The organism is uncultured Hymenobacter sp. (genome assembly GCF_964242765.1).
Lineage (GTDB): Bacteria > Bacteroidota > Bacteroidia > Cytophagales > Hymenobacteraceae > Hymenobacter.
In genome coordinates this window covers 1-13,330 of record NZ_CAXTBM010000066.1, presented here as the reverse complement: position 1 = coordinate 13,330, position 13,330 = coordinate 1, and the positions used below count along the sequence as shown (strand labels likewise).

At 56.0% G+C, this 13,330-nt stretch carries 10 protein-coding genes; all 10 read right to left on the bottom strand.

Translation table 11 applies throughout. The features are described from left to right. Positions 1–8: 8 nt before the first annotated feature. Positions 9–992 (bottom strand): FAD binding domain-containing protein, encoded by a 984-nt coding sequence (locus tag ACFE7X_RS20835; RefSeq protein WP_375437619.1) that lies wholly within the window; start codon positions 990–992, stop codon positions 9–11. After that, entirely contained in the window at positions 989–1,633 is a 645-nt protein-coding gene (locus ACFE7X_RS20830; RefSeq protein WP_375437618.1) for a (2Fe-2S)-binding protein, read from the bottom strand. The genes ACFE7X_RS20835 and ACFE7X_RS20830 overlap by 4 nt, the downstream gene beginning before the upstream one ends. A 460-nt stretch (positions 1,634–2,093) precedes the next feature. Beyond that, a complete protein-coding gene (locus ACFE7X_RS20825) occupies positions 2,094–6,992 on the bottom strand; it encodes a T9SS type A sorting domain-containing protein (RefSeq protein WP_375437617.1) in 4,899 nt (1,632 codons plus the stop codon). 34 nt (positions 6,993–7,026) lie between these two features. Further along, the gene (locus tag ACFE7X_RS20820) at positions 7,027–8,076 is read right to left on the bottom strand and encodes a hypothetical protein (protein WP_375437616.1); all 1,050 of its coding nucleotides are present in this window, start codon (positions 8,074–8,076) and stop codon (positions 7,027–7,029) included. 126 nt (positions 8,077–8,202) lie between these two features. Further along, positions 8,203–8,355 carry a PID-CTERM protein-sorting domain-containing protein gene (locus tag ACFE7X_RS20815; RefSeq protein WP_375437615.1) on the bottom strand — a complete coding sequence of 51 codons (153 nt, stop codon included), beginning with the start codon at positions 8,353–8,355 and terminating at the stop codon, positions 8,203–8,205. A gap of 356 nt (positions 8,356–8,711) precedes the next feature. After that, positions 8,712–10,151, bottom strand: a complete 1,440-nt coding sequence (locus ACFE7X_RS20810) for a T9SS type A sorting domain-containing protein (protein ID WP_375437614.1) — start codon at positions 10,149–10,151, stop codon at positions 8,712–8,714. A gap of 361 nt (positions 10,152–10,512) precedes the next feature. Next, positions 10,513–10,734, bottom strand: a complete 222-nt coding sequence (locus ACFE7X_RS20805; protein ID WP_375437613.1) for a T9SS type A sorting domain-containing protein — start codon at positions 10,732–10,734, stop codon at positions 10,513–10,515. A 162-nt stretch (positions 10,735–10,896) separates the two neighbouring features. Then, positions 10,897–11,478 carry a hypothetical protein gene (locus tag ACFE7X_RS20800; RefSeq protein ID WP_375437612.1) on the bottom strand — a complete coding sequence of 194 codons (582 nt, stop codon included), beginning with the start codon at positions 11,476–11,478 and terminating at the stop codon, positions 10,897–10,899. A 69-nt stretch (positions 11,479–11,547) separates the two neighbouring features. Further along, entirely contained in the window at positions 11,548–12,210 is a 663-nt protein-coding gene (locus ACFE7X_RS20795) for an NAD-dependent epimerase/dehydratase family protein (protein ID WP_375437611.1), read from the bottom strand. Between the two features lie 244 nt (positions 12,211–12,454). Continuing rightward, the gene (locus ACFE7X_RS20790) at positions 12,455–13,048 is read right to left on the bottom strand and encodes an HD domain-containing protein (RefSeq protein WP_375437610.1); all 594 of its coding nucleotides are present in this window, start codon (positions 13,046–13,048) and stop codon (positions 12,455–12,457) included. Positions 13,049–13,330: the final 282 nt, after the last annotated feature.

Here is a 13,330-nt window from a genome sequence, read left to right as displayed (position 1 = left end):
ATAGAGGCTTACGCCACGTTAGTAGCGTTTTTGAGGGCCTGAACAATGGCATTGGGCCCTAGCTTTAATTTGTAGGCGTTGTGCTTGAAAGCCTTGGCTCCCTGCATGGCAATAGCGGCGGCGGCCTGGAAAGTAGCCTCCGTAGCTGGCTTGCCCACCAACGACTTTTCCGCATCGGTCAGCCTCCAGGGCTTGTGCGCCACGCCGCCCATGGCGAGGCGGGCATCTTTGATGATGTTGTTTTCGAGTTGCAGTGCCGCCGCCACCGATACCAACGCAAACGCGTAGGAAGCCCGTTCGCGCACTTTCAGGTAATGTACGTTCTTCGTGAAGGGACCTTCAGGCACTTCCACGGCCGTGATTAGCTCGCCGGGCTCTAAAGTGGTATCCTTCTGCGGCAGGTCGCCGGGCAGGCGGTGCAGCTCCGCGAAGGGGATGCGCCGGTCGCCTCTGGGGCCACTGACCAGCACGGTGGCATCCAGCGCTACCAGGGCCACGCTCATGTCGGAGGGGTGCACAGCAATGCATTTGTCGGAGAAGCCGAAAATGGCGTGCATGCGATTGTAGCCTTCGAGGGCGCCGCAGCCCGAGCCGGGTTCCCGCTTGTTGCAGGGCAGGGCCGTATCGTAGAAGTAGGGGCAGCGGGTGCGCTGGAGCATGTTGCCGCCGATGGTGGCCATGTTGCGCAACTGTGCCGAGGCGCCGGCATTCAGGGCCTGCACTAGTAGCGGCAGCTTTTCCAGTACTTGCTTGTCGTCGGCTACGGTGGCGTTGAGGGCCATGGAGCCGATGCGGAATGTGTTGTTCTGGCGCTCCAGCTTGTCGAGGGGAAGGCGGCTGATGTCGATGAGCCGTTCGGGGTTCATCACCCCGCGCTTCATCAAGTCGAGCAGGTTGGTGCCACCGGCAATGAACTGCGAATTCTGGTCTTTGGCGCGCGCATCAATGGCCGCTTTCGGCTTGCTCGGGCGGACGTATTGGAACTGATTCATACCTTCTGTCCTCCGGTTTTAACTTCCTGAATAGCGGCCACAATGTTGGGGTACGCGCCACAGCGGCAAATATTACCGCTCATAAACTCCCGAATTTCTCCTTCGGAGTCAGCTTTGCCTTCCCGGATGCAAGCCACCGCCGACATAATTTGGCCCGGCGTGCAGTAGCCGCACTGAAAGCCGTCGTGCTTGATAAAGGCTTCCTGCATGGGGTGCAGGTCGTCGCCTTTGGCCAGGCCTTCAATGGTCGTGATTTCGCGGCCGTCTTGCATGACAGCCAACGACAAGCACGAATTGACACGCTTGCCGTCGACGTGCACGGTGCAGGCGCCGCACTGGCCGTGGTCGCAGCCTTTCTTGGTGCCGGTTAGGTGCAGTTGCTCGCGCAGTAGGTCCAGCAGCGTCACGCGAGGTTCCACGGATAGCTTGTAGCTTTTGCCGTTCACGGCCAGCTTCAGGCCTACTTTTTCAAAAGGAGCCGCAATTTTCTCGTCCCATTCGGCGGCGGCGGCTTGCACTACCGGGCCCGGCGTAAAGGCCAGCGCCGTGAGCACCGAGGATTGCTTGAGGAACTGTCGGCGCGCCGCATCGTGGCCGCACTGAGGGTTTTCCGGCTTGGAATCGGGAGTTGAGTCAGCCATAGTTAAGGAATATGTAGGCTTTGCTTGCTGGGCAAGTCGATGATAAGATCAAGACACTGGGCCGCTGCTTTCGGGCGTCAGATTGTCGATAGACACTCGTGGTTGCAGGTAGGTCGCTTCAACAGGTAAACAAAGGGGCGGAGGCAGTCAATTCAATCTAAGAATACTTTTATGATGCCCACCTAATCTAACTCCTTTTTGCCATTTTCTTGCTGGCAACGGCACCTCGAAGGTTTACGGTAGAAACAGGGTAGCGTTTAAGCGCAAAGCATTGTTTTTCGCGCCTGCAAGGCTCCTGATGAGCTTGAACAGGCTTGTTGCTAGCTTTAGTTGGACAATAAGCTTCCCCACACAAAGATGCTTCAACTAAAAAGCCAGCAACTAATAGTTGCTGGCTTTTGCCTAGTTCATCTTGCTTCCCTCTGTTGGAAGGACCACCGTAACAAAATCTGGAACTAGGTTACTCGCGCACCAAGCGTTTCACAATAGTGCCTTGGTTGGTGAAAACACACACTGAGTACACGCCAGTTGGCAAATGCGTAAGGTCGAGCTGCTCCCGGACAGTACCGGCTCGAGGCTGTACCGTGCGCTTGAGCATCACCTGCCCGAGCGTGTTGAGTAGCTGCACCTGCACGTCGCCCGTGCCTGTCAGCCCGGCCATTTCCAAAGTGGCCGTACTACTGGCGGGATTGGGGTAGAGGTGCGTAGTGGCTTGCAGCGCACTGGCCGCCGTGGCCGCCGGACGGCCAGCTTGTAGCCAGAGGTAGAAGCGCTGACTGTTGTAGCTGGTTGTCATGGTGAAGGCGTAGGAAGGCGCGACCATTAGGTTCTGACGCACCCCTAGCTCGCGGTCTTCCAGCCACACCTCGGTGCCCGCAGGAAGGTTTAAGAGTTCGGCGGCGTGCAGCACGTGAGTGCCGTCCTGACTCACCCGCACCCCCAGCGGAATGCTAGGCACGGTAGCTAGTTCGGGCAGGGCATTGATAGAGAGATTTTTAGAGTCGGCAGCAGTCCAGAGCGAAGGCAGGCCGTTGCCGTTGAGCTGCACTTTATAGGCATCGTAAGCGGGGTCGAAACCAGCCGTAGCAGTGGGCTCGAAGTACACGACGGTTTCGTCGGCTTGGCCGCGGGCGTTGCGGGCGCTCAGCCGGATCAGGGGACGGGTCGTGGTCCTGGTAGCCGTGCTCCGGTCGAAGGTGGGGCTAAGGTAGGTGGTGGCGCGGGCCGAACTCGGCAGGCTTAGCGTAGCCGTGGCACTGGTGGCCCGCACAAAGAAACCCTGCATGGCGGCTAGGTCCTTGCGGCCGCCGTTTTGGCCCACCCCATTGATGTAGGAGCTATACGAACCCGTATAGGGTCCGGAAGGTACATACACGTACAGGGCCTTGTCGATGCCAGGCGCGGCGGGTACCAAATCCCAATCCAGCGGGGAGGGGAAGGGGTTGCCCAGCAACTGCCAGCCCGACTCGGCATAGGGGCCGCGCGTAAGCGGATAGCTCACGTTGGCGCTTGCCAGAACGCCAGAAATATCCACCGTAGAGGCGGGTGCGACTTGAACGGAGTAGCCCCGGCCCGGCATCAGGGGGCTAAAGTCTTCGGGCACCATCCAACCGGCATCAAACAGGCTGTTCGTGGCGGTCAGGCGGGTCTCGTCGTACTGGAACAGGGTTGGGAAAGGCGACGCGGCATTGCCCTGTGTGTTGTAGTCCGGGTTCACATTGAAGCCCGACACATCATCGGCAAACTCTCGCACGGGGGCCGTACCCATCAGCATCGGCGACGAGAAGTGCCGGTAGCCCTGCACCGAGCCCGTAACAAACCGCTGCATGGTGGCCAGGCCCGTCACGGTGCCACCGCCCACCGGGTTCACTACCATCGCCGTGCCGGTAGCATCGGAAAGCAGCGTGAGGTTACGCTCGGAGGCCAGGTTGCCGCTGGTCAAAACCAGCAAATGCCGGACGCCTACCGGGCTTTGCAAGGTCACGCCGGCCGGGTTATTGATGGTTAGGTCGTAGAAACGCAAGGTTCCGATGCTGCTCAAGGTTTGGGCGGTAGTACCCAGGCACAGCAGCGTGCTGGAGCCCGCGTTCAGGATGCCGTTGTTTACCAGATTGCCGAGCAGCTCAAATGTGCTTCCCAACGAAAGAGAAGCGCCGCTGGCCAGCGTCAGGTTGAGGGCCGTGGGGGCGACGCCGCCCGTGCCAAGCACTGGATACGTGGTCAGCCCACCCGGAATCAGGACGCTACTCGTGCTGGTGGGTACGGTGCCGCAATTCCAGTTGGCCGGGTCGAACCAGTTGCTGTTGGCGGCGCCAGTCCAGGCGAAAACACCCGTCGGAGTTATTAATATGTCGTCTCCGTTGTCGGCTCCGAAGGTGGCCGGCTGGCTGCCTACCACCCAGATTCGATAACCGGTGCCGAGCGTGGTAGTAGCCGGAATGATGGCTGCAATGGTGCCGCTGGTAGTGTCAGTCAGTGTCCCGATAATTACGGGGTTGCTACCCGAACCATTGCCGTCGGAAAGTTGCGCCGTAAACACGTTTCCCTCGGTGAAGCCACTGGCCGTAAATGGCACATTGAGCGCCGTGCCTGCGCAGTAGCTGCTCGCCAAGCTGCCCGTTTGGATGATGGGTCCCGTGGGCGGTTGCACCACCACCGTTTCGCTGGCGGTGGTGGTGCAGCCGTTCAGCGAAACAGTTAGTTGGTAGGTGCCCGCGTTGGCCGCTGTGGCCCCACGGATGGTTTGCTGCTGACCTGTAGCCGAGTAATTGTTGGGTCCGGTCCACTGGTAAGTGGCGCCGCCAATGAAGGTGGCCGACAGCGAGATAGTAGCACCCACTGTCACCGGCGAACTAGAGAATACCGAGACCGTTCCTATGTTGACGACATTCAGATTCGGGCTGCTGTTGCTGATAATCACCGGGTTGCTGCTTTCCAAGCGAATCCGGTACTGGTTGCCCGTCGGCGCGGAGGCAGGCACCGTCACGCGCAGCGTACCGGCCCCCGCCGCAGTTACAGCTGCCGACCCAATAACCGGGCTGTTGTTGGAGAATACGCCATTCGCATTGGAAAGCACCGCCGAAATTGTGTTGCCCGCGTTGAAATCGAGCCCGGCGGCGGTGTAGCTCACGCTGAAAGCCGTACCCACGCACGCCGGCCCGGTGGTCGATAGCGAATCCAGGGTGAGCGAGGTTGTCGTTACGGCTGGCCGCACGAGCACCAGAACCGAAGCCGTGTCGGTGCAGCCACCAAGTACAGTCACCGTTGCGCGGTAGCGCCCCGATTGGGTGGGCTGGGCGTTGGGTATTCGCGGGTTTTGGGCGTTGCTGAAAAAGGTAGGGCTGCCGCCTACCGGCGTAAACGTCCAGGTAGCCGGGCCGTTGCTTTGCAGTTTTAGCGTGTCACCGGCTGTTATCGGCGAATTACCGCTCACCGATGCTTCGCTAAACAAGGGCATGATGTCTATAAATTCGCCAAATACACCCGGGGGATAGTTGTTGCCCAAGAAGTAAGGGCTCGAAACCAGTAGCCGAATGCGGTAGTTGGTGCCGAACCGCTGGGTGAAACGGGGTATCGTAACCGGCAGCAAGCCGTTGCCCATCCCTTCAAATACAACCGAGCCAATTTGAGTAGTACGTGCGAAGGAGCCGGAACTGAGCGAAAGCTCGGCTACGATAACAGTACCAGCCGGGAAGGGTTGCTCGGTGACGGTAAAGGGCAGCGAGTACGCCGTGCCCGCGCAGTAAGTGCCTCTAATTGGGGCCAAGGTCAAAATCGGAACCGTTGAAGGCAGCACCGTCACGTCCACAGAGCTGGAATAGCTGCAATTGCCGAGCCTCACAACCACTATAAACCGATTCACGCCGAGCGTGGTAACGCGGGGAATAGTCGGGTTCTGCTGGATAGACAAGAAATCCTGAGGATTGCCCGGAGCGCGATACCAAGTGTAACTCGCGCCCGGATAAGTTGGCGACACCGTCAGGTCGATGGAGTTGCCGTAGGTAATAGTGGCCGGGCCAGCGGCTTGGCTTACGGGAGCTGGGTTGATGGTCAGGTTCGCGGCATTTTCCGTTCCTACCACGGCCGGGTTCGAAGCTACCACTCGCACTCGATAGCGGCTACCCGCTGGCGTAGTCAGTGGAATAATGCCGCTTAGTGTGCCGCCGTTGGCGTTGGAGCTAACCAAGGTGCCAAGCAGGGGCGCATTCGCATCAAAAACACCCTCAGCATCCGAGAGCTGAAAGTTGAACACGTTGTCGGCCCCAAACTCAACTGTGTTGGCACTAAAGGGCACCGCAATATTCTGCCCCGCGCAAAAAGTGCTCGGTGAAATGCTGCCGGTAGTAATGGCCGCCGGGTAGTTGTAGCTCTGCGCCGAACAGGCCACGCCGGCCGGGGCCGTCACGCAAATCGGCCCCGACGAGTAGCCTGCCGGAGCGGCCACCGTTAGGCTGGTACCCGTGTTGTTGGTGATGGTGCCCGCCGTCACCCCGTTGAAGCGCACCGCCGTAGCTCCCGTCAGGTTGGTGCCCGTGATGGTAACTTCCGTTCCGGCCGGCCCGCTAGTTGGCGTGAAACTGCTGATGGAAGGCCCCGTGCAGTTGAAGTAGAACACGCCGGCATTTGTGAGCTGAATGCCCTGCGAAACAGTGGGCAGCAACAGCCGCAGCCGCACGCCCCGCACGTTGTTCTGCACCGTGGTCAGCGGCCGGGTCACGAGCACCGGCGCCGTCTGGTTGGCCGTCAGCGTCGCCCGGAAGTTGTCGGCGGTGGTCCAAGTAAGTAGGTCGCCGGAAACTTCCACCTGCAAGGTGTAGTCCACGGGCGTACTGTTAGGGTTTTGCAAATTAAGCTGTACCTCCGACACCGCTTGCAGCGACCGGCCTAAATCCACCTGAGCGTAATAATTGTCAAGGAAAGTAGACGAAGCACCCGCAACAGCGCCCCCGTTGTAGATAGCCTCCACTGCCGCCGGCGCCATACCGTTGCCGGTGTAGCTGGCCGCCGATTGATTGGCCGCTAGGTTCGGGGCGCTAGAACAGCCACTCTTGGTGAAGCTGCGGTTCAGCACTTGGCTCCACCGGCCTGCTGCATCGCGCGCCCGTACAAACAGCCGGTGCGGGCCGTCAACTAAGGCGGCGGCATCTACCGGTAGGTTGAAGTTGGTAAGATCAGTGACCGGCGTGACAAGGGGCACGCTGGTGGCCTGCCCGTAGCCGGGGTCCGTATCGAAAAAGTATTCCACCCGGTCGAGACTAGGCGGCGTCTGGGCGTAGAGCGGCGAAAATAGGGTTGCTATGGTTGCCAGGAGGGTAGCCAGCCACAGCCGGCCACAGGGCATCGTGCGTAGATAGTCCATCAGTAATGACGTGTAGAGAAGGCGCAGAGCCGTCTTAGTTGTTGGACCGGGTGCTGATGGTGACGTTGAGCGTGTTGCCCGTCACCGACTCGTTGTACTGATAGAGGGTGGGCACGTTCGGAATGCCCGCTATGCGGTAGGGAGTAGCGCCGCCAAAAGCCCCCACGTTAGCACCGTTTTCCCCCGTGCCTATAGCTGGGTTTGGGGCCGCTTGCAACTGGAAAGCGCCATCTGTAGAAGCGCCACCGCCCACGAACAAGGCAGTGGGCGCAACATTCTGCTGGTTGCCGTTGGCCGTGCCGAAGGCCGTGTTCCCGCTGATGTTGTTGCTGTAGGTATTGTTGCGCGGCGTGAAGCTGGTGCCTGTGCCCGTGTAGGTTAGAATGTTGTTCTTAATGACGGCATTGTCTACCGTTATGTTTGCGTTGCTAGAACCTGTTAAGCTGCCAATAACATTATTGAGGATCAGTATATTACTTAAGTTGCTGGAAGAATAGCCGTTATCAAATAATACACCTATGCCGAAGCCGATGATGTTATTGGAAATAGTAATATCGTTGAGGGCAGTATTAGCTATTGCATATGGCAGAATCTGACTTTGTATGTAATTGTTCCGAATAACAATATCATCAACAGATGTGTAGGTAAATCTTAGATTATTGTAACCTATGTATACACTAGTTAAATGATTGCGCTCCACTGTTATGCGGTTTGCTGCAATTGAAACAGTATTATCGATCACGCACCTGGTAATGCGGGAGCCAGCGCTGCCACTATTGAAAACGACAGAGCCCACTAAGGCTTCTCTCGCATCAAGCTGCAAGCCCGGATTCTGAGCTAGAAAATAACCGGTCCCAATAATGGTAAGCACTTTAGTGCACGTCAGGGAGCCATAGGAAGTGGAAGTCGGTTCCAGGTAGATGATGTCGCCATTAGAGGCCGCATCATGAGCGGCTTGCAGCGTGGTGTAGATGTTGGTGCCAGTGATGCCAGTGTTATTGCAGCGGCGAATGGTTTGGGCCTGCGTGGTGAGGGTACACAACAGCAAAAGGCTGGTGAAGAAAGCAGTAAAAGTTGTTTTCATAGCGTGGGTGGGGGCGAATGAGATTGTTGGAGGAAAAAACAGAGAAAGACGTAGTCACCCTGGTCATTTTCAACCAAGGGTAGACAGTTCAGCAACATGAACAGAAGGGAGCTTACGCTCGCCAGGTTACCGGCGTATTTTGCGCAAGCACCGAAGGCCGTAGGCTGCTCCCGCTGCTAGTAACAATGAAGCGCCGCCATCAAGGGGCACCGCTACGGGGGTAGGCCCGCCCGAGCCGGGGCCTTGGGCCTGAAGGCTGCCCGCCACAAGCAGCAGCACGAGCAACAATATAAGGGGCTTCAACCAAGTATACAGCCTGTAACTAATGAAAGTAGAGTGTGGTAGCATACGAGTAAAGCTGAGGTGAAAACTAGGTTCGAAGGCTTAGCCGCTAGTGTTGAGGTAGTGGAGGGACCTTAACACATTTGCACTACGGATATAATAACTTGTAAATATTGCCAAAGTATTAGCTGAAATCAATACTTACTTCTAGGTATTTTAGGCGTGGCGGAATGGCTTGCCATTAGCTGTCAACAAGTGCCGAGCAAGAAGCTATAAACACAAAGAAGCACCCCACCGGAGAGCCCAATGGGGTGCTAGCTAAGACTTTTAAGAGTTATAAATTAATAAAGAAGCTATTCGCGCACTAACCGCTTGGTGATGGTGCCTTCGGCAGTACGCACGCATACGGAGTACACGCCCGCTGGTAGGCTGGCCAAGTTTAGCTTATGACGAATTGTAGCGCTTTGCGGACGCAACTCAGTCCGCAGTACTACTTGGCCCAGCGTATTGATTATTTCAGCGCTAACTAAGGCTGAAGTGCGCAACCCGTCGAGCGTGAGCGTGACACTGCCGTTGCTAGGATTAGGATGAAGTGTTGCTTGTCCTTGGAACACTGCTAGCTTGGTTGCCAGTGTGATGGACTGAAAGTTCGAATAATAATACTTGCGCGAATTGACGTAGACTCGGGCGTTGGTATTGAAAGATTGCTCGAGCCTCCGAGTCACGTCGTTGGTGGCGTTGTAGCCGAGCGTATTACGAAACCCAAAAGAAGTTTCCCAACTGTTCCCCATCCAGTTTTCGTTGCTGTAGCCGAGAAATTGGTTTTGCGAGTCGTATGAGTCAGTGTAGCGAGAATTATTTACCCAACTGCCGCTTACTAGTCGCTCCGTCAACTGTACGTAGCCGGGCCCCGTGGCCGCATACATGGTGTTAGCGCGGGTGTTCAACTGCCAAGCTGTACCAGTCCAAGTCTGGTTTTCAGAGTATACGACGCGCGATTGTGCATCGCGGGTGAAATTGGTATTATAATATGCGTTCACCCAAGTAGCGTTCATTGGATTCTGCGTAATAACACCGCTGTTAAGTGTTGCTGAGCCATTATATACATGCAGAAAGCGAGCACTAGGCACAAAGGTGTTGGTCACCGAGTTCCAATCGATATAGGTTACTTCCGATAGGCGACCAGCTGCGTCGAATACATAAGAGTCATCGTAGCCGGCAATAGTTACCCACGCGCCATTGGTCCAGTTCTGACTTAGGAATTGCGTGTGATAATTTTGCGTATAACCATACTGCGAGCGAGACTTGTTCACCCAGGCTCCATTTGCCCATTCCTGATCTAAGTACTGCGTTGGGCGTCCTTGCGTGTCATAAGAGATAAACGTCTGGCTCGAGTTCTGCCAACTCGAGCCGTTCCAGACTTCGTTTAAGTAGTTGGTATTCTGTCTGGTCGCATTGTAGGCGTAAGAAGTGCGAGACAAGGGTCGTTGTGTAGCGGAGTCCGACGAGGTAGCAAGTACCAGGAGGTCTTGAGCGTTGTAGGTATTAATTCGAATAGTAGGGGCAAGCCATACGCTGTTATTTTGGTCCCAGATAGAAGTTGAGATGCGCGTAGCCACTCGTACCGTGGTAGCCGGACGAGCAGCGGTAGGCAACTGAGGTGGTTGGGCGTCCAGTAAGTTTGAGCCGACGGGCAGGCGGACCGCTGGGCGAGCAGGCGGTTCCGACTGAGCTACCCCCAGGGTCGGAGTAAGTGTATAGCCCAATGCAAGTGCAAGTAAAAAGTGCTTCATAATGAAGATGAGTAAATAAAAATGAACTGAAAAAAAGGGCGCAAGCTAAACAGTGAGGAAAGTAATCTGAAATTATTTTGTGCTCTAACGAATTAATATTCAGAGCGTAACATAGCTTGCCAGTACTCACTACCGGGTATTTTGCAGTGAAAGTGAGAAGCAACAAGAAATGTGAATTAGTTAAGAATAGTAGTGCCCTAGGGGCTTGCATAGTCAGCAAGGCAGGGCTAATTCAGTCCTTAAAAGAATATGCCTAACCTGTTAGGGTTGTGGCACTACTGGTAGTGACTTCGTAGTAAACACCTAAAAAAGACCCTATCGAAAAGTCTGATAGGATGCTGTCCAAAACAAAAGGTGGTACCTATTCGCGCACCAGTCGCTTGGTTATGGTGCCTTCAGCCGTGCGTACGCATATCGAGTACACACCTGCTGGCAGGCTGGCCAGATCCAGCGGATGATGCAGGGCACCAGCCTGTGGCCGAACGGTGAACTGCTGTACCGTCTGGCCCAGCGCATTCGATACGGTTACCTGTACTTCATTGATACTGCGTAAATCGCTCATATACAGTGTAATACTGTTCATCGTGGGGTCAAGATAAAGTGGGCTACAGCCACTTGAGTTTTAATTTTATTGCTTAGCATAATGGTTTGGTACTTACTATGAAAAGAATCTGTAGTAGCGGTACCGCGTTGCAAGGGCCCAAAGCCGCGGCACGACCCTTATCAAGCCGTGCCGCGGCCGAGGCTAGAAGGTAATGCGCAAGCTTACCGCCGCATCGTTGTAGAAGCCCGTGTAGCCGTGAAATACTTCAAAGAAAGGCTTGTAATCGACGCCCACCACGAACGGTAAATCTTCCAGCTTGTATTCCAGGCCCAGAATCAGGTCTGCGCCAATGGCTATGTAGGTAGCATCGTCGGAGCGGTAGTCACGGTAGACGTAGACGTCTTTCTTGTGAACCCGGTAGTAGCGTACGTCATCGAAATAGTAGCGACCCTGGTACGCCCCGGCGTGAAAGCCGGCTCCATAATAAAACTGTAAGCCCTTCACGTCGGCAATGGATTTGTGTTTCTCACCGAGCAGGGTCAACCGGGCCCCGCGAGCCTTGTACTCGGTCGTGACCAAGGCTTCGAGCGCAACCCCGTTTTTACCGCTCAGAAAATGCTTGATCGTAAGCCCCGAAGAGTAGCCACCACCACGCAAACCAATACCGGTGCTGTAGCCGCTATTGCTACCACCCGAACTACTCTTTTTCTTGCTTTGAGCTGCCACTTGCTGCGTGCCACACGCTAACACAACACCCAACGCAATAAGGGTAAACTTCTTCATAAGAAAGTGATAAAAGTGAAATTATACTACCGTAAATATAAAGTACAAACCTGATGTTAATCGGAAATATTACAAAACACCTGAGCTAGCTATTTCATCGGAAAAGTGAATTTTTATGCCCCCACCATCGTCTTCGGCGGCGCGCAGCATGGCCTGGGCAACGGCCGCGGCGGGCACGGCCCGGTACTTGCGCAACGGCCCAAGCAGTAGGGGAGTGAGTGCCCGGAGCAAGACGGCCCCCACTTGCTCGCCTAGCCGCTTCTCGTTTCGCTCACCGAGCAGCAGCGAAGGACGAAAGAAGTGAATGGCCCGAAACGGCGTCTGGCGCACTGCCGCTTCCATTTCTCCTTTCACGCGGTTGTAATAAATCCGGGACTCAGCATCGGCACCCATGGCGGATACCAGCAGCAACTGCGAGGCGAAGTTGCGGGCCGTAAGAGCCGCCAGGGTTACCACGTATAAATAATCGACGCGGTAGAAAGCCTCCTTGGAGCCAGCTTGCCGCAGGGTGGTGCCAAGGCAGCAGTAGACGTCATCAGCAATCAAACTCATGCTGTGTTCCTCTAACTGGTTGAAGTCGAGAATGCGCTGTTCCAGCTTGGCGTGCATCTGGGGCAAAGGCCGGCGCGCCACTACAATAACTTTGGCGTAGCGGTCGGACGCCAATAGCAAAGGCAGTAGCTGCAAACCAATCAGGCCGCTGGCCCCGGCAATAAGAGCGGTTTTCTGCATAATGGTAGAGCGGTAACAGCGGATAGCCGAAAGCCCAGCGCCCAAGCAATAAGTTTTGGGCTTCTACCTGTTCGGGCCTACTGTGGTACGTGAAACCTGCCGCAAAGTAGGGCAGTACCAGAAAGATGCTACTGCTACTTCAAGCGTTGCTTGTTGGCTACCGAGCCACCGGGCCCTACACCCAACAATGTGCCGCTAGCGTGGGCTAAGTCAGCGCGGAACCCTATTATTCCTCTACTGGTCGCTACTGTTTCGAGGAAAGCTTCTCCCGGATTTCCGCTAGCCGGGCCTGCTTGGGGCCTTCGCGCCAGGCAACGGCTGTGGCCGTCCAGTAGTGATGCTGGGTCAGAAACTGAGCTTGCGAGTGGTTCCAAGCGTCTTCGTCGGCCGTAACGAGGTGCCGCGCCCGGAACTCCAGAAATAAGGTGCGCGCAATAGGCTCGAAATCGGGGCGGCCCAGGTAGTCGAGGTCGGCATCGCAGAGAATTTCGGCTAGGTGCGAGTGCGGGTCCTGGGGCAGCCGGGTGGCCATAATCATTGCGCAGATAGTCTCGATTTGGCTTGGCGTGTAATCGAAGCCAGGAAGTACCTCGCGTACGAGGGCGCACCCCTCGGCTTCGTGCCCGCTGTAGGTGCGCAAAAACCCGGTATCGTGGTAGAGGGCGGCGGTGCGCAGCAGTTGGCGCTCGGTTTTGTTGATGATGCCTTCGGCCGTAGCCAACTGCATAGCCGCCTGCGTCACGTCGAGCGTGTGGTGCACGCCGTGGTAGTAAAGAATGGTTGGCAGTTGCGTGCGGAGCCGCGCCAGAATGTATTCTTCGGCAAGCTTAACTTTCATGAGTTCCTGCTAACAGTCGGAAGACACAGCAAGATATTCATACAAACCACTATGCTATACCAAGGAGGGGTGGTTGAAAAGATGGAAGCCTGAATTTTATGCCCTTTCTTTACCTTCAGCCACCCATCCGCAACGCCCCAACAACCAACACCTGCGCCTACTCGCCGATGGTCAACCACTGCTAGGTTGGTGGCTGCCGCGCTTAACCACTGCTAGACAACTGGTTGCCACTTATCGAGATTCGTCTACTGGACACCCCCCGACCTTTATGGATATCAACAC

Excerpts from the sequence above, each read along its gene's own strand:
- ACFE7X_RS20835 (WP_375437619.1), bottom strand. The coding sequence starts at position 992 with ATGAATCAGTTCCAATACGTCCGCCCGAGCAAGCCGAAAGCGGCCATT.
- ACFE7X_RS20830 (WP_375437618.1), bottom strand. The coding sequence starts at position 1,633 with ATGGCTGACTCAACTCCCGATTCCAAGCCGGAAAACCCTCAGTGCGGC.
- ACFE7X_RS20825 (WP_375437617.1), bottom strand. The coding sequence starts at position 6,992 with ATGGACTATCTACGCACGATGCCCTGTGGCCGGCTGTGGCTGGCTACC.
- ACFE7X_RS20820 (WP_375437616.1), bottom strand. The coding sequence starts at position 8,076 with ATGAAAACAACTTTTACTGCTTTCTTCACCAGCCTTTTGCTGTTGTGT.
- ACFE7X_RS20810 (WP_375437614.1), bottom strand. The coding sequence starts at position 10,151 with ATGAAGCACTTTTTACTTGCACTTGCATTGGGCTATACACTTACTCCG.
- ACFE7X_RS20805 (WP_375437613.1), bottom strand. The coding sequence starts at position 10,734 with ATGAACAGTATTACACTGTATATGAGCGATTTACGCAGTATCAATGAA.
- ACFE7X_RS20800 (WP_375437612.1), bottom strand. The coding sequence starts at position 11,478 with ATGAAGAAGTTTACCCTTATTGCGTTGGGTGTTGTGTTAGCGTGTGGC.
- ACFE7X_RS20795 (WP_375437611.1), bottom strand. The coding sequence starts at position 12,210 with ATGCAGAAAACCGCTCTTATTGCCGGGGCCAGCGGCCTGATTGGTTTG.
- ACFE7X_RS20790 (WP_375437610.1), bottom strand. The coding sequence starts at position 13,048 with ATGAAAGTTAAGCTTGCCGAAGAATACATTCTGGCGCGGCTCCGCACG.